This window comes from Nostocoides sp. HKS02 (assembly GCF_009707485.1).
Lineage (GTDB): Bacteria > Actinomycetota > Actinomycetes > Actinomycetales > Dermatophilaceae > Pedococcus.
In genome coordinates this window covers 3,227,549-3,251,235 of the sequence record NZ_CP046121.1, presented here as the reverse complement: position 1 = coordinate 3,251,235, position 23,687 = coordinate 3,227,549, and the positions used below count along the sequence as shown (strand labels likewise).

Here is a 23,687-nt window from a genome sequence, read left to right as displayed (position 1 = left end):
AGCGCCGTCCCTAGGATGGCGTGATGGCTACTCGGGGTGGCTCGCTACAGAGTCTCAGGCGCACCAACCAGGAGCAGTTGCTGACCCTCCTGATCACCGAGGGCCCGCTCCATCGGGCCCAGCTTGCCCGCATGGCGGGGGTGTCACGAACCACCGTGTCGACGATCTCGGCTGAGCTCATCGGCCTCGGCCTCGTCACGGAGTCCGAGCCCGGCAGCGGCGTCGACGGGCGTGCGCGGGAGATCCTCTCCGTTGCCCCCAGCGTGGCGGTTGTCGGCGGCATCGACTTCACCCTCACGGACATCCACTGCCAGCTCAGCGACCTCGCCGGGCGCCCGTTGTCCGACGAGGGTACGAAGGTTCCCAGCGACGCAAGTGCCGACCAGCGCCTGGCCGCCGCGATGGCCCTGCTCGACCGCCTCCTCGCGAAGTCCGGTCACGCGCGCAACCAGGTGCTCGGACTGTGCCTGGGCGTCCCGGGCCAGATCTCGCGCGCCACCGGCGTCGTGGGGCTGTCGCTGCCCGGCCAGCCGTGGGTTGGTGTCGATGTCCGTGGCAAGGCAGCGGAGCTCATCGACGCGCCGTTGTTCGTGGAGAACAACACCCGGCTCGAGGCCGTGGCGGAGTCGATGTTCGGGGCGGGGCGCGACTGCGAGAACTTCCTCTACGTCGGACTCTCGAGCGGTATCGGCAGCGGCATGTTCCTGGACGGAACGCTCTACCGTGGCGCCGACGGCGTCGCGGGCGAACTCGGCCACGTGTCCGTCGACCCCCACGGTATGCCGTGCCCGTGCGGCAACGTCGGCTGCTTGGTCCAGTACGCGTCAGTGCCGGCCGTGCTCGCGGCGCTGCGCCCCGTGATGGGCGAGGGCGTCACCGTCGACGAGGTCCTGGCGTCCGCTCAGGAGGGTGGCCGGGCCGCGAGTGGCGTTCTCGCCGACGCCGGCGCCGTCGTCGGGCGCGTCCTAGCCAACCTCGTGAACGTGCTCAACCCGGACCGGATCATCATCGGGGGCGAGCTCGCACGCGCGGGCGAGGTGCTCCTCGACCCAGTCCGAACCTCGATCGCCCGCTACGCCATGAGCAGCTCGAAGAACGTCGAGGTCGTGCCCGCCGTGCTCGAGTCGGGCTCGCGCGCCGGCGCACTCGGTGGCGTCGCGCTCGTCAAGCAGGAGACGCCGGGACTGGCGGCCGCCCTGCTCGCCACCGTCCGGCATACCGATGCGGGTGCACAGGCGGGGGCGTGAAGAACCTCGTCGAGGTGCTGCGGCACGAGAAGGTCGTGGCGATCATCCGGACCGACAGCGCCGAGTCCGCAGTGAGCATCGCCGCTGCCGCGCGCAGCGGGGGTGTGGGGCTCCTCGAGGTCACCCTCAACACCCCCGGCGCCTTGAGCGCGATCGCCGACATCGCGCGGACCAACCCGATGGTCGGAGCTGGCACCGTGTTGACCGCGGCTGACGTTCGCGCAGCCGTCTCGGCGGGCGCGGCCTTCCTCGTCACGCCGGCGGTCGACCCCGAGGTCCTCGCCGAAGCCCGGCGACATGAGGTCGACGTCCTGTGCGGGGCCGCGACTCCGACCGAGATCCTGGCCGCCTGGCGACTCGGGGCAGCGGCGGTGAAGGTCTTTCCCGCGCACAGCCCCGATCACGTGCGCACGCTGCTCGGGCCGCTCGACGACATTCCGCTGGTCGCCGTCGGTGGAGTCCGGGCAGAGAGCGCCGCGAGCTACCTCGAGGCCGGCGCGATCGCGGTCGGCGTCGGGGGCCCGTTCTCCGCGGCCGGGCCTGAGGTTGAGGCCGCGGCCCGGCGGCTCACGTCCGAGCTGGCCGAATGACGCGGCTGTCTGCGTCCCCCGACGTCGTCACTCTGGGTGAGGCGATGGCCGTGCTCTTCGATACCGGCGGTCGTCGCCTGGAGCATCTTTCGTCCCTCGATGTCGATGTCGCCGGCTCGGAGCTCAACGTCGCGATCGGCCTGCGCCGTCTTGGCCATGCGACCGCGTGGATCGGGCGCGTCGGCGACGACGCCTTCGGGCGGCGCATCGAGCACACCTTGCGTGGCGAGGGGGTCGACGTGTCGCGGGTCGTGCGGGACAGCCGCCCCACCGGTGCCTTGGTCAAGGAGCAGGTGGGCGCCGGAGCGGTCCGTGTCGCGTACCTGCGCACGGCCTCGGCGGGCTCGCGGGTCAGCGCGGCCGACCTACCGGCCGACTTCGCGGGTGTGCGGCTCGTGCATCTGTCCGGGATCACACCGGCCATCAGCCAGTCCGCCGCGGCCGCGGTGCGACGCACCGTCGAGCTCACCCGCGACGCGGGAGCGACGCTCTCGTTCGACGTGAACTATCGCGCTGCGCTGTGGCCCGATCAGGAGGCAGCCCGGCACGCCATGTCGGGCATCGCGCAGGAGGCGGACATCGTCTTCGCCAGTGAGAGCGAGCTCGCGCTGGTCGCGGGGGTCGAGCCCGCGGAGCTGGTCGTCACGAGGGGCAGCGCGGGCGCGTCCGTCACCATCGCCGGTGAGACCTGCACGGCTGACGCAGTGGCGACGACCGTCCGCGACACCCTCGGGGCCGGCGACGCGTTCGTCTCGGGCTACTTGAGCGCCTGGCTCGACGGCCTGGCGCCACAGGAACGCCTGGAGCGCGGTGTCCGCGTCGGAGCGTTCGCCGTGGCGAGCCATTCCGACTGGCAGGGCCTGCCCACCCGCAGCGAGCTGGCGCTGCTCGGTCTCGACGGCGACACCGCGCTGCGCTGAGCTCCCACGACCGCCTAGAAGGGACCGATGAGCGCTCTGCTCGCCGAACCACTGACGACCGGTACGCACGAGCTGGCCGAGGGGCCACTCTGGTACGACGAGCACCTGACGTGGGTGGACCTCACGGCCAGCATCCTCTGGCGGGCCACGCTCACGGAGGGTGTGCTGCACGCACCGACCTCCATGCACCTGCCCGGAGAAGCCCTCGGCTGTGCCGTCCCGCGGGCGTCCGGAGGGTGGCTCTGTGCATCGGACGGCGGACTCGTCACGGTCCTCGATGACGGTTCGGTCACGCGCCACGTCGAGATCGAGCGCACCGGGCTGCGACTCAACGACGGCAAGTGCGACCCCGCGGGTCGGTTGTGGGTCGGCAGCATCGGGGTCCCGGACCGTGGAGCGCTGTACCGGGTGGATCTCGACGGCACCGTCCAGGTGATGGCCAGGGGCGTGGGGATCTCGAACGGGCTCGGCTGGTTCGGCGACCGCATGTACTACGTCGACAGCCTTCCCGGCACTCTCACGGTGCTGGACTACGACGAGGCATCGGGCCAGGTCGCGAACCCTCGGGTGCTCAGGCAGTTCGACAAGCCCGTCGACCCGGACGGCCTGGCGGTCGACGAGGAGGGCGGCATCTGGGTCGCCCTGTGGAACGGCTACGAGGTCCACCGCTACGACCCCGAGGGCGGCCTGGACCGCGTGGTCCGGCTTCCCGTCAGTCGGCCGACAAGCTGCTGCTTCGTCGACGACCTCCTGGTCATCACTTCCGCCGGTGACCGTGACATCACGGACGAACCCCTGGCTGGCGCACTCTTCGCGGCGCCCGTCGGTATCCGGGAGGCGCCGGCCACGCCGTTCCGGGGCGCCTTCCCCGGTGAGCACTCCCTCATCATCTGATCGGAATTGTGTCCATACTCTTGACATAGAGTGAGCAGTGGCTCGAATATTCATACCGGCAGCGTGTATACCTGCGAGGGGCGCAAGGGGGGATCGTGGTCCGAGGCAGACGCGCCATGGGCATGGTCACCTCCGCAGCGCTCAGCTGCCTGGTCGCGGCCTGCGCCTCGGCGACAACCCCAGCCGCCCCGACGGTGACCATCGGCGCTCTGGCGCCGGTCGTCGACTCGACGAGCGTGGACGGGCGGACGGTCACGAGCCGGGGCCACCCTGCTCTGGTCAGCTTCCTCGCCCTGGGTCCCGGTGCCGATGGCCGGTCCCGCAGCCAGCTCACCGTGCTGAAAGAGCATGGCGCAGCAGTATGCCGCCCAGGGGCTGGTGGTCGCCGTCGCCGACACCTCCGGCCTGGGCACCGACCAGCTGGTGAACCTCACCTACGACTGGGACCTCCAGGACACCGGCATCGCGCTCCTCACCGCCGCGGCCACGTCGAGGCTGTCGGCGGCATACCACCCGGCAGTGCCGGACACGATCTTGGTGACGCCGCGTGGTGTCGTGCTCGATCGCTGGCAGGGCAGCGTCGCTGTGTCGCAAGAACTGGCCCCACCCATCCAAAGCCTCGTCAACCACAGCTGACACCGTCGTGAGGAGACCCTTCGTGCACCCACTCTTGCAACGCCCCATGGCAGCCCTGGCCGGCCTGGCCCTGACCGCCACCGGGCTCGCGGCAGCGACCGCGATCGTCGCAGCGCCGCCTGCGGCAGCAGTCGGCACCACCTACTACGTCGACTGCTCCGCCGCCAGCAACGGCTCGGGCAGCGCGACCTCGCCCTGGAACACCCTCACCACCGTCGATGCGACCACCTTCGCCCCGGGCGACCAGATCCTGCTGAAGCGGGGCATGACGTGCAAGGGTGTGCTGCACCCGCTGGGTTCGGGCGCCGCAGGCTCGCCGATCGTCGTGGACGCGTACGGCACCGGGACCAAGCCCCGGGTCGCCGGCGGCGGGCTGCCCGATGCCGTGCGCCTGCACAACCAGCAGTACTGGGAGCTGCGCAACCTCGACGTGACCAACCACGGCGCCACCTCGGCCAACCGGCGAGGCGTCTACATCACGCTCCAGGACCTCGGGACCGGCAGCTACTACCGCGTCACGAACCTCACCGTCCACGACGTCAACGGAGACAACACCAAGGACCTCGGCGGCAGCGCCGGAATCGACTTCGACGTCCTCGGAACCACCACACCCACGCGGTTCAACGACGTCGTCATCGACGGCAACACCGTCTACACCGTCGACCGCAGCGGCATCACCATGTCGACGACCTGGAAGTGCCGCGCGTCGATGGGCTGGGACGGCTGTCCGAGCCACGTCGACAACTACTCCCCCTGGCCGGGCGTCGCCGTGCGCAACAACACCGTGCACGACATCGGTGGGGACGGCATCGTCATGCAGTACACCCAGAACGGCATCAACGAGTACAACGTCGCCTATGACATCAACATGCGTTCGGCGAGCAACAACGCCGGCATCTGGGTGTGGAACGCGGACGGGGTGACCTTCCAGTACAACGAGGCCTACCGGGTGCGGCGCCCCTCTGGCGTCAACGACGGCATGGCCTACGACATCGACTACGGCACCAGCGGGACGACGTTCCAGTACAACTACAGCCACGACAACGAGGGCGGGATGATCCTCTTCTGCGGCTGTGGTGGCGCGTCCGTCAACGGCGTGGTGCGCTACAACGTCAGCCAGAACGACAAGTCCCGGATCATCATGGCTGCCGGTGCGACCAACGCGGCCTTCTACAACAACACCGTCTACCTGGCCCCAGGGTCGACCACCAACATCCTCGAGGAGTGGAGCAACGCGAGCTACATCACCATCGCCAACAACATCATCGACAACCAGGGCACCGGCGGGTACTCGTTCGACAGCGCCAGCGCCAGCCACTACACCTACGTCACCAACATCCTCTTCGGCAACCACCCGGGCGGGCCTAGTGGCCAGCTGACGAGCGACCCGCTCCTGACCAACCCGGGCAGCGGCGGCACCGGGCGCGGCACGGTGGCGGGCTACAAGATCGCCGCCGGCTCCCCCGCGATCGGCGCTGGACGCGTCATGGCCCACAAAGGCGGCAAGGACTTCTGGGGCCGCACCGTGCCGCAACGATGCGCACCCGACATCGGCGCGCACCAGCGATCCACCCCCAACGACAGCGCCTGCACCCCGCCCAGCCTCGTCAGCAACGGCGGATTCGAGACCGGCTCACTGACGCCCTGGACCTCGTGGCTCGGCTCGACGGTCGTGGCCGGCAACGCGCGGACGGGCACCTACGCGTTGCAGGTCGGACCCGGTCAGTCCTCGGCCGAGCAGGTGATCACCGTTGCCCCCAACACGACGTACACCCTGTCCGGCTGGGCCAAGTCGCTCACCCCGAGCGAGGAGGTCCGCATCGGCGTGAAGGACTATGGCGGGACCGAGACCTATGCCTCGGTGGCGTCGAGCGCCTACGCCAACGGGTCGGTGACCTTCACGACCGGGCCCTCGAGCACGACAGCCACCATCTACTGCTACAAGCCCGCGGGCAACGCTGACGCCTACTGCGACGACCTCTCCGTCAGCTGAGGAGGTGGTCAGCAGGCGGTCGCCCAGCCCAGGAATCGCCATTCGTGACCCGGGAGGCACAGATGGCCCCGCTCCACCCGAGACAGCACAACGCCCGAACCCTGAGGGGCTCGGGCGTTGTGCTGTCTTGGGTGGAGCTGAGGGGATTCGAACCCCTGGCCTTCTCATTGCGAAGGCATCCCGGGCCCTGACCGGTCTTACCGGCGTGCTCCGGTTGGCGTCGAACTGGATGCATGGACTACCCCGCCCATCACCGATCGTCCGTGCATCGCAGCCTCTGTGGGACGCACTGGAGGAGGCCGGCGGGCTGGTGGATTCTTGGGGTGGTGGAGAGTTCTGCTACCTCTTCCCGAAAATGTGTGCCGCCCTCAAGTCCACCGAGTGAGCCTGCGAAGTGATGGCAAGAACGCACGCTCATGCCGCATTTCGGTTGTACCGAGGAGCGTTCGCACGTCCCGAGCCATCCCCGGCCCACTGCTCATGGACCTCATTCACCTGTCACCGCGTCCGCGATCTGCCGGGCGGCCTGTGCGGGCGTGAGGTGGGCGGTGTTGATGACCTCGGCCTCGTCGTGCAGCCACATGCGCGCCGCCTCGGCGTACGGGCTCGAGGTAGGCCAACCGGAAGGTGGAGGGACCGAGCACCGTGTCCTGCTCGATGCGTCTGCGGAGCGTATCTGCGTCAGCGTGGAGGACAAAGTGCTGTACCGGGATGGCATGGCCTGCAAAGCCGGCGTTGATCTCGCGCCAGTACTGCTCGACCAGGACGGTCATGGGCATGACCAGGGTGCCGCCGGTGTAGTCGAGGATGCGACGGGCGGTCTCGACCACGAGCGGCCGCCACGGGGGCCAGTGCTGGAAGTTGTCTGTCTCGGGCAGTCCCGGCGTGATGTCCATGAGGGTCTCGCCGACCTTCTCGGCATCGAACACCCGTGAATCCGGGATGAGCTGCTGGACGAGTGCACTGGTCGTTGTCTTGCCCACGCCGTGGGTGCCGTTGAGCCAAAGGATCACGGACGTGACACTTCGGCGCGGTGACCCAAACGCCCGGACATGCCCGGTGCGTGCGCTCAATCATGCAGATGAGCGGATGTTGGGTCCGCCCGTGGGAGACTCAGCCCGCGGCTGCGGAGGCTTCATCAGAGTGCTTGACCTCGCGGCTTGCAGCACTGCCAAACCACCAAACCCGAGCAACCCCCGAGACAGGCAATGATCGTCCAACTCCCCAGGTCCGTGCGGTCGTTGTGGTCGCCCGTCGTCGTCCTGGTCGGCCTCCTCTTCTCACTGGTGGGTGTTGCCATGGTGACGATGCCGCCAGATCCCGGCGAGACACGTCCCACCGTCATCAGCGGACTGGTTGTCGGGGCGTTCTGCATCCTGCTCGGTCTGCCCTTCATCTGGGGGGGCGCACGCATGGGCGTTTTTCGCGATGGGGACGGAGTGCAGGTGCGCGAGATTTTTCACGGCGGGCAGTCTTACCCGCCGGAGGAGATCACGGGCTTCAGCATGCGCGAGCAGGAGCATCATTCGGTGCCGCTCACGGTCATCCAGCCGGTCATTGTTCTGGCAAATGGGTCCGAGGTTTGGATCACCTCCCTGGCTACTTATCCGGTGATCCCAGGTGCGCGCAGGCAAGTGCATGCTGCTGCCAGGCGAATGAGCAAGTGGACAGGCAAGCCGGTGCTGCCCGTCCCAAGGGACTAGGCGCAGGGACCTCCGCTCATGCCGCGACCAGCGTGTGGTCGAGAAGCGGTAGACCTACCCTCATGTCATGACTTCACATTGGTCAGGTCCGTCGGGGCATGCGTTCGCTCAGTTGGTCTGCGATCGTCTCGCCGGTGTTCCGGGCTTGCATACCGACGTGCGTCAGATCGACCCGGAGGTATCGACGGCTGCGAGCTTTCTAGTGGACATCTCTTGGTCTGGTGGAGGCGTCCTATGCGAAGTGGCGGACTCGATCGACTGCGTGAGAGTCATGGATGACCACGCCGAGGACGTGCCTACAGAAGCCGCCCTGAGGTACCTGGCGGCGCTGACGGCAGGCACGTCGAGGGCGACAGCGTGGCGACAGGCCGGCTACTGACGGCGGGATGCAACACACTCATCGGCCGCAGTTCGGTCGTGCCGGATTGATTGTGTGACCCGTTCCAGCTTCGAAACTGGGGCTACACCTGGGGCGGACCCTTCCCACCGAACAGGCGGGAGACCCATCGCGGCCACCGCTGCTCCCACTGCCAACGCATCAGATCGTTTGCCACAGCCGTCAGATCCGACAAGGGGAAATTCAGCCCCAGGTGATCGCCACTGCGGGCCAGCCGCTTTCGCAGACCGTCGAGGTCGCGCACGTCGGTCGCCCGCAAGGAGACAGGAGATTCCCGTTCGCCAACGATGGTCACCTCGCGGCCATCGACCGTGAACGCCGCCTCGTACTCCCCCTCAAGCACATCTATCGACTCCATCCACCCCGCGGCGGTCTCAAGGTCGGGAAACGCCATCACGTCGCCGTCCTTGCCGAATACGAAGACGCCGCAGCCGGAGTGCTCCATGAGCAGATCATGCCTGACCTCCTTGTCGAGGAGCGTCGAGCACAGCCGGAACAACGATGTCCGCTCATGCCGCTGGTGGTGACTACCAGCGACAGCGATTCATCCGCTTCACAGCTCCATAGACCTGCCCGCAACGTAAAGGTCTGGTCAAAACCTCACGGGAGCCCTTGCATTCGGTGGACTGCCCAGCGGCGTGCGTGCAGCGTGGATGGTGTCGCACACGAGCGACCAGCCCGCGACTCAAGGGCGAGACAGCGCAACGGAAGGCAGGTGCAGAATGCCGAAGGACTTTGCTCCGGCCGGTGCCTCCGCAAGCGTTCCGCGGCTCCTGACCACAGCCGAGGTCGCAGACCTGCTCCACGTGAACGCCTCGACGCTGTGCCGCTGGCGGCAGCAAGGGATGGGGCCACGGGTGGCGTGGCTGTCGCCGGCCATTCCTCGCTACCAGCTGGCCGACGTCGCGGCGTGGATCGAACGAGCCGCGTCGTGACCATCCGCAAAGAACCGTCGGGCCGCTTTCGGGCTGTGCTCAAGGTGGGTCGCGAGTACGTCGCTGGCCGGACCTTCGACACCAAGCGGGACGCCCAGGCGTGGCTCATCCGCGAACGTGCAGCCCTCGCGGGCGGTGTGGATCCTCGAGCGGGGCGGGCCACCGTGAGATCGCTGCTCCCGGTCTGGCTCGAGGAACGCACACACTCGGTCTCGGCCAAGACCTACACGGCCGACGCCGCACTGGTCCGCCTGGTGCCGCAGTCGCTGGCGGCCCTGTCGGTCAACGTCGTAACCGATCGCGAGGTCACTCGCGTGCTGATCACCCTGACGAGCGACGGCCTGGCGGAGTCATCGGTGCGCCGTTTCAGGGCATCGCTGTCCTCGTTCTTCGCGTGGGCCGTCCGGGAGCGACTGATCCTGGTCAACCCGGTTCTTCGGACACGGGTGCCGAAGGCGAGTGGCCCCAGGACGGAGATGTTTCCGTTCGGCGAGGAGGACCTCGAACGCATCCACCTCAAGGCGGCGGCCATCGACCAGCGGCTTGCTGACATCCTGCTCGTGGCCGGATGGACCGGGCTGAGGTGGTCGGAGCTGCGAGCGGTCCGAGTCCGCGACTTCGTCGAGGTCCCCATGCCGACCTTCGTGGTCCAGCGGGCCGAGCCGGAGGGTGTCGCCACCAAGACGACCAAGTCCGGGCGCTCTCGCCGGGTGCCAGTGGCCGACCGGGTCCTCCCGCTCGTCCTGGCCATGGCGGCAGGCAGGGAGGCCGACGCTCCGCTGTTCGTCACGTCGTCAGGCCACCGGTTGCACGCATCGGCGTTCAAGCGATCGCTGGGCTGGTCGACCTTGGCGGAGGGCCGGCGAATTCACGACCTGCGGCACACCGCTGCTTGCCTTTGGCTTGCGCGCGGGGTTGATCCGGGCACCGTTCAGGCCTGGATGGGGCATGCATCGATTGCCACGACCAACCTCTATCTGCACCACCTCGGCACCCCTGTTGACCGGGCCGGACTTGCCCGGCTCAACCGTCCGGGGCACGCGGGGGAACGTGGAAGGAGGCGGGGTCCGAATGACAAAGGAAGAACCCCGCCCAACCTGGCGCGTTTCCGCTGGTCGGACGGGGTTCCCGTCGGGTGGAGCTGAGGGGATTCGAACCCCTGGCCTTCTCATTGCGAACGAGACGCGCTACCAACTGCGCCACAGCCCCATGATGCGGACGAAACAATAACACCAGCCCCGCCCGCGACGGAAAACGACGGCCGTATGCCGTGGCGCCCCGAGTACGTCGGCCGCGTGCGCCACCCGCGCGGCGTCCGTCCCCCCGAAACAAGCCGGCCGCGGGCGAGGTCAGGTCAGCACCGCCCGCATGACCGTCTGGCCGTCGTCGACCCGCCTGATCTCCACCCGTCCGATCCGCGAGTACGGCACCGGCGCCACACCACCGGGTCGCATGACGCTGCCCGCGCGGGCGGTCCACTCCCGCAGCTCGGTCGCATGCCCGCTGCGCTCGACGACCCAGACGGCGTAGTCGCCGAGCGAGTAGTCGCCACCCTTGCCCGGCCCGGCGTCGGCGGCAGTGCGGGCGTACTGGCACTCCACCGTGACCCGGGTGCTCGACCCGGCCGGCACGACATCCACCACGGCCGTCATCGTCGAGGGCTGGACCGGGGAGAACGCGAGTCGCACCGGTCCCGCGGGGTCGGCCGAGCTCGAGGACACGGCACCGGTCGAGCCCGGGCGTGAGGTCGCGGACACGGCATACCCGCCAGCGGCCCCCACGACGAGGGCAGCCGCCGCGGCGGCGAACGGCACCAGCCACCGCCGCGGCGGCCTCCCGCGACCGAGCTCAGGGCCAGACGTCGCCGAGCTGTCCCCGTCCATCGGCAGGTCGAGCCCGAGCACCTCGCCCGTCGGCACCTGGGCGAGCAGACCCGGGACCCCGGCGAGGTCCGCGACGGCGCCACGGCACTCGACGCAGGAGCTCAGGTGGTCCTCGAACTCCCGTCGCTCCGCCGCTGACAAGGCGCCGAGGACGTACGCGGCGTCCCAGTCGGCATACGTATCGCGGGTGTTCACGACCGGGTCACCCCCTTCTCCTGGAGCACGAGGCGCAGGCTGCGCAGGCCGTAGTGGAGGCGCGACTTCACGGTGCCCTCGGGGATCCGCAGCTCGGCGGCGATCTCGGCGACGGTGCGCCCCTCGTAGTAGGCCGACGCGATCACCCGACGGTGGTCGCTGGACAGCGAGCCCAGGGCGTCCGCGATGAGCCAGCGGTCGAGCACCTCGCCCGAGCGGTCACCGACACCTGGCTCGACCAGCTCGGCGACCCCGACCTCGTGCCGCATCGCGGCGCTGCGCCACCGGTCGACCACGAGGTTCCGCACGACCGTGAACAGCCACGCCCGCGCCTGGGCCTCGCTGCGCGTCGTCAGGTTGGGGTCCCGCCACGCGCGCAGCAGCGCCTCCTGGACCACGTCCTCGGCGACCTGGGCATCGCGAGTCAGCCGCAAGGCGAACCGCCACAGCTCGGGAGCATGACGGTCGTGCAGCACCTGCAGTGCCGCCTCCCGCTGCCCCTGCTCCACGCGCCGCTCCTTGCCTGTCGAGCGCTGCCGCGACCGATGGGACCCGTATGGGGCCTCGCCCTAAGGACGAGAGGCCTCCACCTAGAGTTCACCACGCGAGCACGATCGGGCGCCGGGGAACCCGGCACCGCAGCGTCGACCCGAGGGCTCAGGCGCCGGCGACCCGGCGGACCGGCTCCTGGTCGTATGCCGCGTACTCGGTGTCGGCGTCGCCGACCAGGTCGGCTGCGGTCGGCGCGGGACGTGTGGCGCGCGACTTCATCGTGTACGTCGGACGAGGCACGGGAACGGGGTCCCAGGTGAGCGGGATGTCGTCGTCGTCGACCAGGTGCCTGGCGATGGGCGTGGCGCGAGCCGGCGCGACGACAGGGCGCTCGGCAGCCTCGATGGCTTGCACGTCGTACAGCTCCCCCGCGTTCGGGTCGGGCTCGTCGACCTCCGCACCCTCGACGGGGGCGAGCTCTTCGGCGGCGGTGGGCTCGACGACGGCGGCGGGCTGGTCGACGAGGGCAGTCTCGCGGACGGCGGGGCGGCCAGGGGCGACTTCGCGGCGGGCGCGGCGCTCGGCCACGGCCGTGGTGCGCGCCCAGCCCAGGGCGAGGGCGATGCTGGCAACGGGCACTACCAGGGTCACGAGGGGAAGCAGCGCCAGGGCGACCAGCGGGACTGCCACCAGGACGGTGGACAGCGCGCCCAGCATGATCATCGCCCGCGTCCGGCGAGCAGCAGCCCTGACGGCACGAGGGTCGAGCGACGACTGCGCAGACGGGCCGACCCGTGCCCCGACCGGCTCGGCGGACGGCCCAGCGGACGACCCAGCAGACGGCTCGGCGCTCGCGCGCTTGACGAGGATCTGGGGACGGGCGGGGCGGGCCGGGCTCACGGCATACGACCGGGGCTGCGGGGTGGAGAGGTCAGCGGCGGGCAGCGGGCTGCGTCGCTCGAGGACACGCATCGACTCGGAGAACTGGTCCACGGACCGTGCGGTGGCGAGGTGCTCGCGCCGCGCGACCCAGTGCTGCACGAAATAGGCAGCCCAGACGGCGATGATGACGAGGAAGACGAGACTGCTGGGCTGCACGAAGACGACGTTAGGTGCCCTGCGTCGGCGTCCCGGGGAGGTGGTGCGGTGTGTCGCCAATGTGACTGGTGTGATTGTTGTGCAATCGGTCCATCAGGGTCTGACCGCCGAGGTCCTCGGTCGTGATCGCGAAGGTTCGGTGGTCTCGCCAGGCTCCGTCGATGTGGAGGTACGACCGGCGCAGACCCTCGTCGCGAAAGCCGAGCTTGCGCACCACGGCCAGGCTGTTCGCGTTCTCCGGGCGGATGTTGACCTCGATCCGGTGCAGCCCCAGCGGACCCAGCACGTAGTCGCCCGCGAGCGCCAGCGCCGTCGGCGCGATCCCCCGACCCGCGACCTGCTCGTCGATCCAGTAGCCGGCAGCCGCCGACATCAGGGATCCCCCGGACATGCCGAACACCGACAGCTGGCCCACGATGCGGCCGTCGGCGAGGCGAATGGTGAACGGAAGCATCCGCCCGGCCCGACCTTCGGCGCGGAAATGGCGCACCAGCGCACCGAACGTCACGACGCTCGGCGACTCGTCGGGCGAGGTGGCCTCCCACTCGCCGAGCCAGTCGCGGTTGCGGGACCGCACCTCGCGCCACCGGGTCGCGTCCCGACGCCGCAGCTGGTCGAGCCTGATGGACTCCCCCGAGGGGGTCTCACCCAGGAGCTCGACGGGCCAGCGGTGCATCAGTGGTCGCCACCCCGGACCTGGGACAACGCATGCAGCAGCACGGGTTCGAGCACCGCCAGGCCGTCGCGGACGCCACCGGTCGAGCCGGGCAGGTTGACGACGAGGGTTGGACCCGCGAGCCCGGCCAGACCTCGCGACAGCATCGCCGTGGGGACCCCGTGGCTCACCCCCGCGTGGCGGATCGCCTCGGCGATGCCCGGGACCTCGCGGTCGAGGAGGGGACGCGTCGCCTCGGGCGTGCCGTCGGTGGGCGACAGGCCGGTGCCCCCGGTCGTGATGACCACCGCCGGCTGCTGCCCCAACGCCGCCCGGAGCGCCTCGGCGACTGGCGGCCCGTCGGGGACGACGGTCGGGTCGCCCACCTCGAACCCGAGCTCGCGCAACGCCTCGACGACGATCGGGCCCCCACGGTCGGGATAGACCCCGGTGGCAGCGCGCGTCGAGCAGGTGATGACGACTGCGTGGCCGCTCACGACTGCTCCACCCAGTCGCCAGACCGACCGCCGGACTTGGCGGTGACGCGCACGTCGGTGATGCGGCCGTGCTTGTCGACCGCCTTGACCATGTCGATCAGGGCGAGCGCCGCGACGCTGACGGCGGTCAACGCCTCCATCTCGATACCGGTCCGGTCGGCCGTGCGCACGGTGGCAGTGATCTCCACGGCGTCGTCCCCGATGGTGAGGTCGACGGCCACGGCGTGGACGGCGACCGGGTGCGCCAGCGGGATCAGCTCTGGAGTCCGCTTCACCGCCTGTATGCCGGCGATGCGGGCCACCGCGAGCGCGTCGCCCTTGGGGATCTCGCCATCGCGCAACGCCGCGATCGCCTGGGGCGACAACAGGACCCGACCAGCTGCGCTGGCTTGGCGCGCGGTCACCTGCTTGGCGGACACGTCGACCATGTGGGCGGACCCGTCGGCCCGGACGTGGGTGAGCCGCGGCTCGGAGGCGTCGGTCACGGTCCCTCCCGGCCGAGGAGGGGCAGGCACTCGATGGGATCACCCGGGCGAACCTCGGTGACCTCGGCCGGGATGACGGCGAGGGCGTCTGCGGCAGCGAGCGCTCCGAGCATGTGCGACCCCTGTCCACCTGCGAGCCGGGCCCGGTCGTCGTCGAGGACGACGCGGAGGAACTCCATCTTGCCGGGGATCGACCGGAAGGTCTCCGCGGCGACGGCTGGCAGGTATCCCGGCGGCCACGACGGCTCGGGGCGTCCCGCCATCATGCGCAGGGCCGGGGCGACGAAGACGTGGAACGAGACCAGGGCGCTGACCGGGTTGCCCGGCAAGGTGAACACCGGCACCGACTCCTCGCCGAGCAGGCCGAACCCCTGGGGCATGCCAGGGCGCATCGCTACCTTGTCGAACTGCATGGTGCCGACCCGAGACAGCACCTCCTTGACCGTGTCGTACGCGCCCATCGAGACGCCTCCGGTCGTGATGATGGCGTCGGCGCGGACCAGCTGGCCCTCCAGGGTGTCGAGCAGCGCGCGCGCGTCGTCGGGCACCCCGCCGACCCGGAAGGCCGTGGCACCCACGGCGGTCAGCGCGGCGGTGAGCATGACGGAGTTCGAGTCGACGATCTGGCCGAAGCCGGGCGTGCGACCCACCTCCACCAGCTCGTCACCGGTCGAGACCACCACGACTCGGGGGCGCGGCACGACCCTGACCCGGGCCACCCCCGCGGCGGCCAGGAGGGCGATCTGGCCCGGGCCCAGCAGGGTGCCGCGGCGGAGCACCACCGTGCCTGCCTCGACGTCCTCGCCTTCCTCGCGCACGTGCTGGCCGACGACCGAGCGGGCGGTGATCGCGACCCGGACCACACCCCCGTCGGTCGCCTCGACCGGCACGACCGCATCAGCGCCGCGCGGCATGGGCGCACCGGTCATGATCCGCATGCTCTGGCCGGGCGCGAGCGACAGCGGTTTGGCGTTGCCCGCGGCGATGTCGGTGACGACGGGCAGGACCACCGGCGCCTCGGGCGCGGCGGTGGCCACGTCGGCGGCATGCACGGCATACCCGTCCATCGCCGAGTTGGTGAAGCCGGGCAGCGACCCGCGGGCCGTCACGTCCTCAGCGAGGACGCAGCCCTGGGCGTCGAGCACCCCCTGCTCGAAGGGACGGATGACCTGAACCGTGCGCAGGATGCGGTCCAGGTGCTGCTCGACCGAGATCACCGCTGGCCGGATGCTCGCTGGCCGCTGAAGTCGTCGAGCCACTCGCCGAAGTCCTTGCCGAGCTCGGCGTGGTCCACCCCCAGCCGCACCACGGCCTTGAGGTAGTCGAGCCGGTCACCGGTGTCGTACCGGCGACCGCGGAAGACCACGCCGTGCACGCCGCCGCCCGGCTCGGACGACGAGGCGAGGGTCTGCAGCGCGTCGGTCAGCTGGATCTCGCCACCACGACCGGGCGGAGTGTGCTCCAGAACCTCGAAGACGGAGGGGTCCAGGACGTACCGGCCGATGACGGCGAGGTTGCTCGGCGCCTCGGAGGGGTCGGGCTTCTCGACGAGCCCGGTGATGCGGACGACGTCGCCGTCACGGCCGTCGACCGCTGCGCACCCGTAGAGGTGGACGGACTCCGGCGGCACCTCGAGGAGGGCCACGACGCTGCCGCCCTTCTCCTCGCGGACCCGGAGCATCTCCTCAAGGAGGTGGTCGCGCGCGTCGATCAGGTCGTCACCGAGCAGGACCGCGAACGGGTTGTCACCCACGTGCTCCTTCGCGACGTGGACGGCATGCCCGAGCCCCTTCGGCTGGCCCTGCCGCACGAAGTGGACCTTGAGCACCGCGGACTCGCGCACCCGCTCGAGCCGGTGCAGGTCGCCCTTGGCCTCGAGGGCCTGCTCGAGCTCCCAGTGGTGGTCGAAGTGGTCCTCCAGCGCAGCCTTGTTGCGCCCCGTGATGATGAGCAGGTCGTCGAGACCGGCGCGCACGGACTCCTCGACGACGTACTGGATCGCCGGCTTGTCGACGACCGGCAGCATCTCCTTCGGAGTCGCCTTGGTGGCCGGGAGGAAGCGGGTTCCCAGGCCGGCGGCTGGGATCACGGCTTTGGTGATCGGACGGGACGGCTGGTCGGGGGTCATGCCGCCAACCCTAACCGCCGAGGTCAGGGCAGGATGGGACTCGTGACCGATCAGCCGGCCGGCTCCGATGCGAAGGCCCTCGTGCGCGCCCGGTTGCGCTCGAGGCGCCGCGCCGAGGTGGCCGGCCGCGACCGAGCCGAGGATGCCGAGTCGCTGGCCCTCGACGGTCTGCGCGTGGCCCACGAGGCAGGGCTCGCGCGGGGTTCCTGGGTCGCTGCGTACGAGTCGACACCGCTCGAACCGCCGACGGAGGCGCTCATCGCAGCCCTGGTGGCGCGCGGCATCCGGGTGATGGTGCCGATCACGCTGCCCGACTGGGACCTCGACTGGCGCGAGGTGGGTATACCGGACCCGCTCGGGTCCGCGGCGATCGGCCGCGCGCAGGTCGTGTTCGTGCCGGCGCACGCGGTCGACGGCTGGGGAAACCGGGTCGGCCAGGGCAAGGGCTGTTACGACCGGGTCCTGCCGCGAACCTCGGCCCTGGTCGTCGCCGTCGTCCACCCGTGGGAAGTGCTCGACGAGCCACTCCCCCACGACGCCCACGACCGGCCGGTCGATGCCGTCATGGCCGCAGGCCTGGGGGTGCGGCACCTGGGCGCCCCGGCCGCGGGCTAGCTGGACGACCCGCGCTGGCCGACGGACCTCGCTAACTGTTGGCCGGCGCCGGCACCAGGGTCAGGTCCTCGCCGCCGGCGCTGTGCACGGCGCCCGAGCTGAACGGCCAGTCGAACAGCTCGTTGTTGGCCCAGGCATCGGTCTGGTCGTCGTAGTTCGCGGCAAAGGCGTGGCCACTGTTGCCGGTCTGGTTGACCCAGCGCGAGTGGTCGAGGTTCGACAGGTCGACGACCATGCGCATCGAGGGCGCCCAGTCGACGCTGAACCCGACACTGGCGTCCCAGCCGTTGGCATCGACGATCGCCGAGCCCCCGGGCAGGTCGATCGGACCGCGGTTGAACAGCAGCGAGACGAAGCTGGGGACGTTGGACCCGCCGAGGACCTGGTGACGCAACGTGAGCTGGTGCAGCTCGCCCCACTCCCAGTCGGTCGGCTCCTTGCCGAGCTCGCGGGTCAGCTGGAGCCGCGCGTCGACCAGGGCCTTGCGGAGGATCTCGGACTCGCCCTCGGTCACCCCGGCCGTCCGCTTGTCGTCCCACCACGCCGAGCGCGGCTTCTGCAGCAGACCCGCGACCGCCTGCATCCACTGGCCACCGCCATCGGCGCGCAGGTCCTGGGGCAGCTCGTCGTTGAAGGTCAGGTCGAGCAGGTTGGACCACACGGCGTTGTAGTACGCCGCCGCGGCAGCCGACCGCGAGTTGCCCACCGGGCTGGTGAAGTCCCAGCCGCGCAGGAGGTCCTGCGCCTGCTTGGTGAAGCCGTCGTGCCCGAGGTCGACCTTGAGCAGGGCCTTGACCAACGTGGGAGCGAACTGGTTGCGGACGTCGCCCTGGATCGTCGACATCATCGCCGGCGTGACCTTGCGGTTGTTCTGCAGCAGGTCGCGGATGCGCTGGCTGCGGTAGCCGTAGTCCCACTCGGTCGTGAGGAACGGCGTGCTGCTCTGGGTGACAGCCTGGTTGGCGGCGACGATGAAGCCCTCAGGCGGGTTGTAGGTGTAGGGCATCTGGTCGAACGGCACGTAGCCGCGCCAGTCCCACGACGACACCCACCCGGGGCGGATCCAGTACCCCGGCGCAGCGTCCATGTAGCGACTCCGGATCGGGACGCGACCGGGAGCCTGGTAGCCGATGTTGCCGGCGGTGTCGGCATACAGCAGGTTCTGCGCGGGGACGTCGAAGGACTTCGCCGCCTCGCGGAACTGCTGGAAGTTCGTGGCCTCGTCGAGCCCGAAGATCGCGTCGGCCGTCTTGCCGGGCTGGATTCCCGTCCACTGCAACGCGACCTCGTAGTTGCCGGGGCTGGTGTGGCCGTTGACCGGTGGGCTCTCACCAGCCTTGGCGACGGCGTTGATAGCGTCGGACAGGATCGGGCCGTGCACGGTGCTGCGGACCGTGATGGTCTCCTCACCACCGCCGCCGATCTTGATCGTCTCGGTGCGCATCGTGAGGGGCACCTGCTTGCCGTCGCGCAGGTAGGTGTTGCCACGCACCTGCTCGAGGAAGAAGTCACTGACGTCCGGGCTGAGGTTGGTGAAACCCCAGCCGATCGACTGGTTGTGGCCGATGACCACCCCTGGCAGGCCGGCGAACGAGTACCCGGCCACGTCGAACGGGCACGCACTCGAGACGGATCGGCAGTGCAGGCCGACCTGGTACCAGATGCCTGGGATGCTCACCCCGAGGTGGGGGTCGTTGGCCAGCAACGGCTTTCCGGTGCTCGTGCGGCTGCCGGCGACCACCCAGGAGTTCGAGCCGATGCCGTCGCCGCGCCCCAGCGTCTTCGGGACGCTGTCGAGCGCCTGCTGCGTCGCTGCATACGCCTGGCGGATGACCGGGTTGGCCTCGAGACCGGGCGGGACCGCGGACTGGGCGGTCGTCGACGGGACGCCGGTCGACGGGACGCCGGTCGACGCGGGGCTCCAGTCCTGGCCCGACAAGATCGGCTTGTTGGTGTCGTAGGGGTAGGGCGGGTACAGCTCGTTGATCTGCGCGATCGGCATCGAGCCCGCCAGCCGCGCCCGCATCAGCTCAGAGGTGTAGTCACCGCGCAGGTCCCAGGCCATGGCCTTCAGCCACGCCAGCGAGTCCGCCGGGGTCCAGTCCTCGACCCGGTAGTCCGGGACCTTGGTCGACAGGAAGACGTACTCGAGGGACATGTCCGACGGACTGCCCTGCCGGTGGATGTAGGCGTTGACCCCGTCGGCATACGCCTGCAGGTAGCGGCGGGTCTCGGGCTTGAGGGTCGGGAGCTCGGCCTCGGCGACGCGACGCCAGCCCAGCGTGCGGATCACCCGGTCGGTGCTGAGCCCGGACTTGCCCACGAGCTCGGAGAGGCGGCCGGAGGTGATGTGCCGGCGCAGGTCCATCTCGAAGAAGCGGTCCTGGGCGTGGACGAAACCCTCGGCGCGGAACAGGTCCTCGGCGTTGTCGGCGTAGATCTGCGGGATTCCGTGGTCGCCCCGGAGCACCTGCACCTTGCCTGTGAGCCCAGGCACGCTGATCTCGCCCTCCGTGGTGGGAAAGGGCCGCCTGACCCAGGTCACGGCAAGCACGGCGCCCACGCCGAGGGCCACCACGAGCAGGGCGGCAACAGCGAGGGCAACACGGCGAGCGAGAATCACGCGAGACACCCTGCGAGACTAGCCGCACGCCACCGAGGGAAAGGACGGACGGGCCGTGCTCCCAGGTTTGCCTGTAGCCGACTCGTTCACCCTGCATGACCTGACGTCGGCGCTCCTCGTGGGGTCGGTCGTGCTGCTCGTATCGGTGGCGGCGGTCCGGCTGTCGGTCAAGTCCGGGCTCCCGTCACTGCTCATCTACCTGGCGATCGGGCTCGCCCTCGGCGAGTCCGGGCTCGGTATCAACTTCGACTCCGCCCAGCTCACCCAGGTGCTCGGGTATGCCGCGCTCATCCTCATCCTGTCCGAGGGTGGCCTGAGCACCCGGTGGGAAGGCATCCGCCGGTCGGTCGGGCCGGCGGCGGTGCTGTCCACCGTGGGCGTGCTCGTCTCGGTCGGCGTGGTGGCGCTGGCGGCGCGGTACGTCCTCCACCTGAACTGGGACAACGCCCTCCTCGTCGCGGCGATCCTCTCGTCCACCGACGCCGCCGCCGTCTTCTCGGTGCTGCGCCGGGTGCCGCTTCCCCGCCGCATCACCGGCATGCTCGAGGCGGAGTCCGGGTTCAACGACGCTCCCGTGGTCATCCTCGTCACCGCCCTCGCTGCGCGCAGCGCCGATGGCGGCCACGCCGAGTCCTGGGCGATCCTGGCGCTCAAGGCGGTGCTCGAGCTGGGAGTCGGTGCCGCGATCGGCCTGGCGGTGGGCTGGCTCGGGGGCCAGTTCATGCGACGGGCCGCGGGCGGCTCGTCGGGCCTGTTCAGCATCGGGGTGGTCGCCCTCACGGTCCTCGCGTATGCCGTGGCCGCCAGTGCGCACACCAGCGGCTTCATCGCCTGCTACCTCGCCGCGCTCGTGCTGGGTAACCTGCGCCTGCCACACCGGGCCGCGGTGCAGGGACTGTCGACCGCGCTGGGCTGGCTGGCCCAGATCGGTCTCTTCGTCCTCCTCGGGCTGTTGGCCTCACCGGACCGGATGGCCGGGCAGGTGGTCCCGGCGATCGTCATCGGCCTGGTGCTGCTGCTCGTCGCCCGGCCGCTGTCCGTGCTCTTCTCGGTGGCGCCGTTCCGGATCGGCTGGCGCGACCAGGTGTTCCTGTCCTGGGCTGGCCTGCGGGGCGCCGTCCCGGTCGTGCTGGCGACCGTGCCCTTGACCGTGGGCGCCAAGGGCATCGACTGGATCTTCGAGCTCGTATTCGTCCTGGTCGTCGTGTTCACGCTGATCCAGGGGCCCACGCTGCCGTGGATGGCGCGGCGGCTCGGCATCGCCGAGGACTACCAGTCCCTGGACCTCGCAGTGGAGTCCACCCCACTCGAGGAGATGGGCGCCGAGATGCTCCAGGTCACCGTCGGCGAGGCGTCTCGGCTGCACGGAGTCGAGATCTTCGAGCTGCGGCTGCCCGTGGGGGCGAACGTCACCCTCGTGGTGCGCGGCGACGGGGCCTTCGTGCCCGTGGCGAACACCGCGATCCGGCGCGGCGACCAGCTCCTGATCGTCACGACCGCCGAGTCGCGCACCCGAGCCGAGAAGCGGGTCCGGGCCGTCAGCCAGCACGGTCGCCTCGCCGGGTGGAAGAAGTAGCCGTCCGCCAGCATTACACTTGGCACTCGCCCACCCACAGTGCCAGCCGGGCCCTTCGTGCCCGCCTCGCACTCCGCGCCACCTTGGAGGAAACCGTGCCGACGTACTCCTACGCCTGCACCGAGTGCGACCACCGGTTCGACGCCGTCCAGTCGTTCAGTGACGACTCGCTCACGATCTGCCCCGAGTGCGGCGGCCGCCTGCGCAAGGTCTTCAACGCGGTCGGCGTGGTGTTCAAGGGCGGCGGTTTCTACCGCACCGACTCGCGCAGCGGCTCCTCCGCCTCGGTCCCGGCGGCCAGCAGCGACTCGTCTGGGTCGTCTGGGTCTTCTGGGTCCTCGACTGGCTCGACTGGATCGTCTTCGTCGGGGTCGTCCAGCAGCTCGGGCTCGGACAGCTCCGGGTCCAGCACGTCGAGCTCGGGCACGTCCCGTTCCAAGGACGGCTCCGCAGCCTGACCGCAGCCCCCAAGCGGCGGCATACCGCGACGTGGGCCCGTTCCTGTCCACAGGAGCGGGCATCGTCGTCGCACGGTCCACAGGGCCGCCGCCGCGCCCGAGGTGAGCCGGACCCGTGCGTAGGCTGCCGCCATGACGCCCACTTCGGAGCCTGCGCCCCGCGCCGACCTCGGCCTGATCGGCGGGTCGGGGTTCTACGAGTTCTTCGACTCGGCCGACCGGGTCAAGGTCAGCACGCCGTTCGGTGACCCGAGTGACGACCTGGTCGTCGGCGAGGTCGACGGCCGCCGGGTCGCCTTCATCGCGCGCCACGGCCAGGGTCACCGCTTCCCGCCCCACCGGGTCAACTACCGCGCCAACCTCTGGGCGCTGCGCTCGGTCGGGGTGCGCCAGGTGCTCTCCCCCTGTGCGGTGGGCTCGCTGCGGCCCGAGCTGGGTCCGGGCACCCTCGTCCTCCCCGACCAGATGGTCGACCGCACCTGGGGCCGCGCCCACACGGTGTATGCCGCGGAGGGCCCCGTCGTGCACGTCGGCTTCGCCGATCCGTTCTGTCCACGCGGCCGGTCCGTCGCCATCGAGGCGGCCCGTGCGGCGGGGGCGAGCGTGGCCGCGGACGGGACGCTCGTGGTCATCAACGGGCCGAGGTTCTCCTCCCGGGCCGAGTCGCTGTGGCACCAACAGGCCGGGTGGTCGATCGTCGGCATGACCGCCATGCCCGAAGCGGCCATCGCCCGCGAGCTGGCGATGTGCTTCACCACCATCGCCCTGGTCACCGACCACGACGCCGGGGTGGGTGGGGCCGAGGCCGTCACCCACGACGAGGTGCTGGCGGTGTTCGCCCAGAACATCGACGCCCTGAAGTCCGTGCTCCGCTCCGCCTTGGGCTCGATGCCACCGAGCGAGCCCGACGCCACCGCGACCTGTGCGTGTCGGCGGGCCCTCGACGGCATCACCCTGCCGTTCGCGCTGCCGGGCTGAGTGCGGTGACCGCGCTGGGGGGCGCGCTGGCCGCGCTGCGGGGTCCGGGTCGGCGGCGAGCCTGGCGGCGCCGCATGGTGCGGCGCGTCCTCGCTGCCGCCTGCGCGTCCGCCGCCGTACTCGGGGTCGTCGGCGCCCTGCGAGCGCCAGCGCAGGGGCCCACCGTGCCCGTGCTGGTCGCAACCCGCCCACTGGCTGTCGGCGAGTCGGCGGTGGACGCCGTGCGGGTGACGCGGTGGCCTGTCGCGATCGCCCCTGCGGCTGCCCTCCGGTCCGCTTCCGACGTCGTGGGCCGACGGCTCACCAGTGTGGTGGGTGCCGGTGAACCGCTGACCGAGCAACGACTCTCGGGCGCAGGGCTGCTCGACGGCCAGCCGAGCGGATCGGTGGCGGTGCACGTCGCCCTCGCCGACCCCGGTGCCGGCGCGATGGTCCGCCCCGGTGACCGCATCGACCTGGTCAGCCCCGACGGCGTCGCGGCGCGCGCGGTACTGGTGTTACGGGTCGATCAATTTTCCGGCGACAGCTCCGATCCCCTGGTCTCCGCCTCCCGGGTGGCGTCGAGCGCGGCCGCGCCCTCCGGCCTCATCGTCGCCGCAGGTCACGACACTGCCGAGACGCTGGCGCGCACTCCCCTCGACGCCCTCGGACGCCCGGCCCTCACGGTGGTGCTCCGGTCGCGCTGAGGT

General features: G+C 70.3%; 25 protein-coding genes, 1 tRNA gene and 1 pseudogene. 14 read left to right on the top strand and 13 right to left on the bottom strand.

Annotated elements, in window-relative coordinates; translation table 11 throughout:
* Nucleotides 1-77 precede the first annotated feature (77 nt).
* The 6 genes from GKE56_RS15720 (at nt 78) to GKE56_RS15695 (ending at nt 6,280) form a co-directional block, all read left to right on the top strand.
* Nucleotides 78-1,247, top strand: a complete 1,170-nt coding sequence (locus tag GKE56_RS15720; RefSeq protein ID WP_195908176.1) for an ROK family transcriptional regulator — start codon at nt 78-80, stop codon at nt 1,245-1,247.
* Complete coding sequence (locus GKE56_RS15715) at nt 1,244-1,837, top strand: bifunctional 4-hydroxy-2-oxoglutarate aldolase/2-dehydro-3-deoxy-phosphogluconate aldolase (protein WP_154685342.1); 594 nt, start codon at nt 1,244-1,246, stop codon at nt 1,835-1,837. Before GKE56_RS15720 ends, GKE56_RS15715 begins: the two co-directional genes overlap by 4 nt.
* Nucleotides 1,834-2,757, top strand: a complete 924-nt coding sequence (locus tag GKE56_RS15710; protein WP_154685341.1) for a sugar kinase — start codon at nt 1,834-1,836, stop codon at nt 2,755-2,757. Before GKE56_RS15715 ends, GKE56_RS15710 begins: the two co-directional genes overlap by 4 nt.
* Nucleotides 2,758-2,784: 27 nt before the next feature.
* Complete coding sequence (locus GKE56_RS15705; protein ID WP_154685340.1) at nt 2,785-3,651, top strand: SMP-30/gluconolactonase/LRE family protein; 867 nt, start codon at nt 2,785-2,787, stop codon at nt 3,649-3,651.
* Between the two features lie 348 nt (nt 3,652-3,999).
* Nucleotides 4,000-4,287: a hypothetical protein gene (locus GKE56_RS15700; protein WP_154685339.1), complete on the top strand. Its 288-nt coding sequence runs from the start codon at nt 4,000-4,002 to the stop codon at nt 4,285-4,287.
* Between the two features lie 22 nt (nt 4,288-4,309).
* On the top strand, nt 4,310-6,280 hold the full coding sequence (locus GKE56_RS15695; protein WP_154685338.1) for a carbohydrate binding domain-containing protein: 1,971 nt from the start codon (nt 4,310-4,312) through the stop codon (nt 6,278-6,280).
* 491 nt (nt 6,281-6,771) lie between these two features.
* On the opposite strand, the gene GKE56_RS15690 is transcribed toward GKE56_RS15695, so the two are convergent.
* Nucleotides 6,772-7,293 carry an AAA family ATPase gene (locus GKE56_RS15690; RefSeq protein WP_230209027.1) on the bottom strand — a complete coding sequence of 174 codons (522 nt, stop codon included), beginning with the start codon at nt 7,291-7,293 and terminating at the stop codon, nt 6,772-6,774.
* A gap of 195 nt (nt 7,294-7,488) precedes the next feature.
* Here GKE56_RS15690 and GKE56_RS15685 point away from each other — a divergent pair, with 195 nt between their 5' ends.
* Entirely contained in the window at nt 7,489-7,983 is a 495-nt protein-coding gene (locus tag GKE56_RS15685) for a hypothetical protein (protein ID WP_154685337.1), read from the top strand.
* Between the two features lie 461 nt (nt 7,984-8,444).
* Here the strand turns inward: GKE56_RS15685 and GKE56_RS15680 are convergent, their stop codons facing one another.
* Nucleotides 8,445-8,825: a hypothetical protein gene (locus GKE56_RS15680; RefSeq protein WP_154685336.1), complete on the bottom strand. Its 381-nt coding sequence runs from the start codon at nt 8,823-8,825 to the stop codon at nt 8,445-8,447.
* 277 nt (nt 8,826-9,102) lie between these two features.
* Between GKE56_RS15680 and GKE56_RS15675 the strand changes: the two genes are divergently transcribed.
* Together GKE56_RS15675 and GKE56_RS15670 are read left to right on the top strand one after the other, a co-directional pair.
* Nucleotides 9,103-9,315, top strand: coding sequence for an AlpA family transcriptional regulator (locus tag GKE56_RS15675; protein WP_154685335.1), 213 nt, complete (start codon nt 9,103-9,105; stop codon nt 9,313-9,315).
* Nucleotides 9,312-10,460 (top strand): tyrosine-type recombinase/integrase, encoded by a 1,149-nt coding sequence (locus GKE56_RS15670; RefSeq protein WP_154685334.1) that lies wholly within the window; start codon nt 9,312-9,314, stop codon nt 10,458-10,460. Before GKE56_RS15675 ends, GKE56_RS15670 begins: the two co-directional genes overlap by 4 nt.
* On the opposite strand, the gene GKE56_RS15665 is transcribed toward GKE56_RS15670, so the two are convergent.
* The 9 genes from GKE56_RS15665 to galU form a co-directional block, all read right to left on the bottom strand.
* Nucleotides 10,452-10,524: transfer RNA gene (locus tag GKE56_RS15665), tRNA-Ala, on the bottom strand. The two genes, GKE56_RS15670 and GKE56_RS15665, sit on opposite strands and share 9 nt — an antisense overlap.
* Nucleotides 10,525-10,664: 140 nt before the next feature.
* On the bottom strand, nt 10,665-11,393 hold the full coding sequence (locus GKE56_RS17950; RefSeq protein WP_154685333.1) for a zf-HC2 domain-containing protein: 729 nt from the start codon (nt 11,391-11,393) through the stop codon (nt 10,665-10,667).
* On the bottom strand, nt 11,390-11,902 hold the full coding sequence (locus GKE56_RS15655; protein ID WP_154685332.1) for a sigma-70 family RNA polymerase sigma factor: 513 nt from the start codon (nt 11,900-11,902) through the stop codon (nt 11,390-11,392). The genes GKE56_RS17950 and GKE56_RS15655 overlap by 4 nt, the downstream gene beginning before the upstream one ends.
* A gap of 148 nt (nt 11,903-12,050) precedes the next feature.
* On the bottom strand, nt 12,051-12,983 hold the full coding sequence (locus GKE56_RS15650; RefSeq protein WP_154685331.1) for a hypothetical protein: 933 nt from the start codon (nt 12,981-12,983) through the stop codon (nt 12,051-12,053).
* 10 nt (nt 12,984-12,993) lie between these two features.
* Nucleotides 12,994-13,659: a GNAT family N-acetyltransferase gene (locus tag GKE56_RS15645; RefSeq protein WP_154685330.1), complete on the bottom strand. Its 666-nt coding sequence runs from the start codon at nt 13,657-13,659 to the stop codon at nt 12,994-12,996.
* Nucleotides 13,659-14,135, bottom strand: a complete 477-nt coding sequence (locus tag GKE56_RS15640; protein ID WP_154685329.1) for a molybdenum cofactor biosynthesis protein B — start codon at nt 14,133-14,135, stop codon at nt 13,659-13,661. The genes GKE56_RS15645 and GKE56_RS15640 overlap by 1 nt, the downstream gene beginning before the upstream one ends.
* Entirely contained in the window at nt 14,132-14,563 is a 432-nt protein-coding gene (gene moaC / locus GKE56_RS15635) for a cyclic pyranopterin monophosphate synthase MoaC (protein ID WP_154685843.1), read from the bottom strand. The genes GKE56_RS15640 and moaC overlap by 4 nt, the downstream gene beginning before the upstream one ends.
* 53 nt (nt 14,564-14,616) lie before the next feature.
* Nucleotides 14,617-15,879: a gephyrin-like molybdotransferase Glp gene (gene glp, locus GKE56_RS15630; RefSeq protein WP_230209026.1), complete on the bottom strand. Its 1,263-nt coding sequence runs from the start codon at nt 15,877-15,879 to the stop codon at nt 14,617-14,619.
* Complete coding sequence (galU, locus tag GKE56_RS15625) at nt 15,834-16,748, bottom strand: UTP--glucose-1-phosphate uridylyltransferase GalU (protein ID WP_154685328.1); 915 nt, start codon at nt 16,746-16,748, stop codon at nt 15,834-15,836. The genes glp and galU overlap by 46 nt, the downstream gene beginning before the upstream one ends.
* Before the next feature lie 42 nt (nt 16,749-16,790).
* On the opposite strand from galU, the gene GKE56_RS15620 reads away from it, so the two are divergent.
* Nucleotides 16,791-17,363: a 5-formyltetrahydrofolate cyclo-ligase gene (locus tag GKE56_RS15620; RefSeq protein WP_195908175.1), complete on the top strand. Its 573-nt coding sequence runs from the start codon at nt 16,791-16,793 to the stop codon at nt 17,361-17,363.
* A 31-nt stretch (nt 17,364-17,394) separates the two neighbouring features.
* Here GKE56_RS15620 and GKE56_RS15615 read toward each other — a convergent pair whose 3' ends face one another.
* A complete protein-coding gene (locus GKE56_RS15615) occupies nt 17,395-19,986 on the bottom strand; it encodes a penicillin acylase family protein (protein ID WP_230209024.1) in 2,592 nt (863 codons plus the stop codon).
* Nucleotides 19,987-20,053: 67 nt separating this feature from the next.
* On the opposite strand from GKE56_RS15615, the gene GKE56_RS15610 reads away from it, so the two are divergent.
* Both GKE56_RS15610 and GKE56_RS18400 read left to right on the top strand, forming a co-directional pair.
* Complete coding sequence (locus GKE56_RS15610; protein WP_195908174.1) at nt 20,054-21,562, top strand: potassium/proton antiporter; 1,509 nt, start codon at nt 20,054-20,056, stop codon at nt 21,560-21,562.
* Nucleotides 21,550-21,750 (top strand): annotated as a pseudogene (locus GKE56_RS18400) (FmdB family zinc ribbon protein); the annotation flags it as partial. The gene GKE56_RS15610 and the pseudogene GKE56_RS18400, both read left to right, overlap by 13 nt.
* A 62-nt stretch (nt 21,751-21,812) precedes the next feature.
* Here the strand turns inward: GKE56_RS18400 and GKE56_RS18395 are convergent.
* Complete coding sequence (locus tag GKE56_RS18395) at nt 21,813-22,001, bottom strand: hypothetical protein (RefSeq protein ID WP_370518504.1); 189 nt, start codon at nt 21,999-22,001, stop codon at nt 21,813-21,815.
* A gap of 151 nt (nt 22,002-22,152) precedes the next feature.
* On the opposite strand from GKE56_RS18395, the gene GKE56_RS15600 reads away from it, so the two are divergent.
* Nucleotides 22,153-22,998 (top strand): S-methyl-5'-thioadenosine phosphorylase, encoded by an 846-nt coding sequence (locus tag GKE56_RS15600; RefSeq protein ID WP_154685323.1) that lies wholly within the window; start codon nt 22,153-22,155, stop codon nt 22,996-22,998.
* A gap of 5 nt (nt 22,999-23,003) precedes the next feature.
* Nucleotides 23,004-23,684, top strand: coding sequence for an SAF domain-containing protein (locus GKE56_RS15595; protein ID WP_154685322.1), 681 nt, complete (start codon nt 23,004-23,006; stop codon nt 23,682-23,684).
* Nucleotides 23,685-23,687: the final 3 nt, after the last annotated feature.

What these genes read in the sequence shown, in the direction of transcription:
- GKE56_RS15710 (WP_154685341.1), top strand. Translation starts at nt 1,834, where the DNA reads ATGACGCGGCTGTCTGCGTCCCCCGACGTCGTCACTCTGGGTGAGGCG.
- GKE56_RS15600 (WP_154685323.1), top strand. Translation starts at nt 22,153, where the DNA reads ATGACGCCCACTTCGGAGCCTGCGCCCCGCGCCGACCTCGGCCTGATC.
- GKE56_RS15675 (WP_154685335.1), top strand. Translation starts at nt 9,103, where the DNA reads ATGCCGAAGGACTTTGCTCCGGCCGGTGCCTCCGCAAGCGTTCCGCGG.
- moaC (WP_154685843.1), bottom strand. Translation starts at nt 14,563, where the DNA reads ATGGTCGACGTGTCCGCCAAGCAGGTGACCGCGCGCCAAGCCAGCGCA.
- GKE56_RS15700 (WP_154685339.1), top strand. Translation starts at nt 4,000, where the DNA reads ATGGCGCAGCAGTATGCCGCCCAGGGGCTGGTGGTCGCCGTCGCCGAC.
- GKE56_RS15685 (WP_154685337.1), top strand. Translation starts at nt 7,489, where the DNA reads ATGATCGTCCAACTCCCCAGGTCCGTGCGGTCGTTGTGGTCGCCCGTC.
- GKE56_RS15645 (WP_154685330.1), bottom strand. Translation starts at nt 13,659, where the DNA reads ATGCACCGCTGGCCCGTCGAGCTCCTGGGTGAGACCCCCTCGGGGGAG.
- GKE56_RS15705 (WP_154685340.1), top strand. Translation starts at nt 2,785, where the DNA reads ATGAGCGCTCTGCTCGCCGAACCACTGACGACCGGTACGCACGAGCTG.
- galU (WP_154685328.1), bottom strand. Translation starts at nt 16,748, where the DNA reads ATGACCCCCGACCAGCCGTCCCGTCCGATCACCAAAGCCGTGATCCCA.
- GKE56_RS15680 (WP_154685336.1), bottom strand. Translation starts at nt 8,825, where the DNA reads ATGGAGCACTCCGGCTGCGGCGTCTTCGTATTCGGCAAGGACGGCGAC.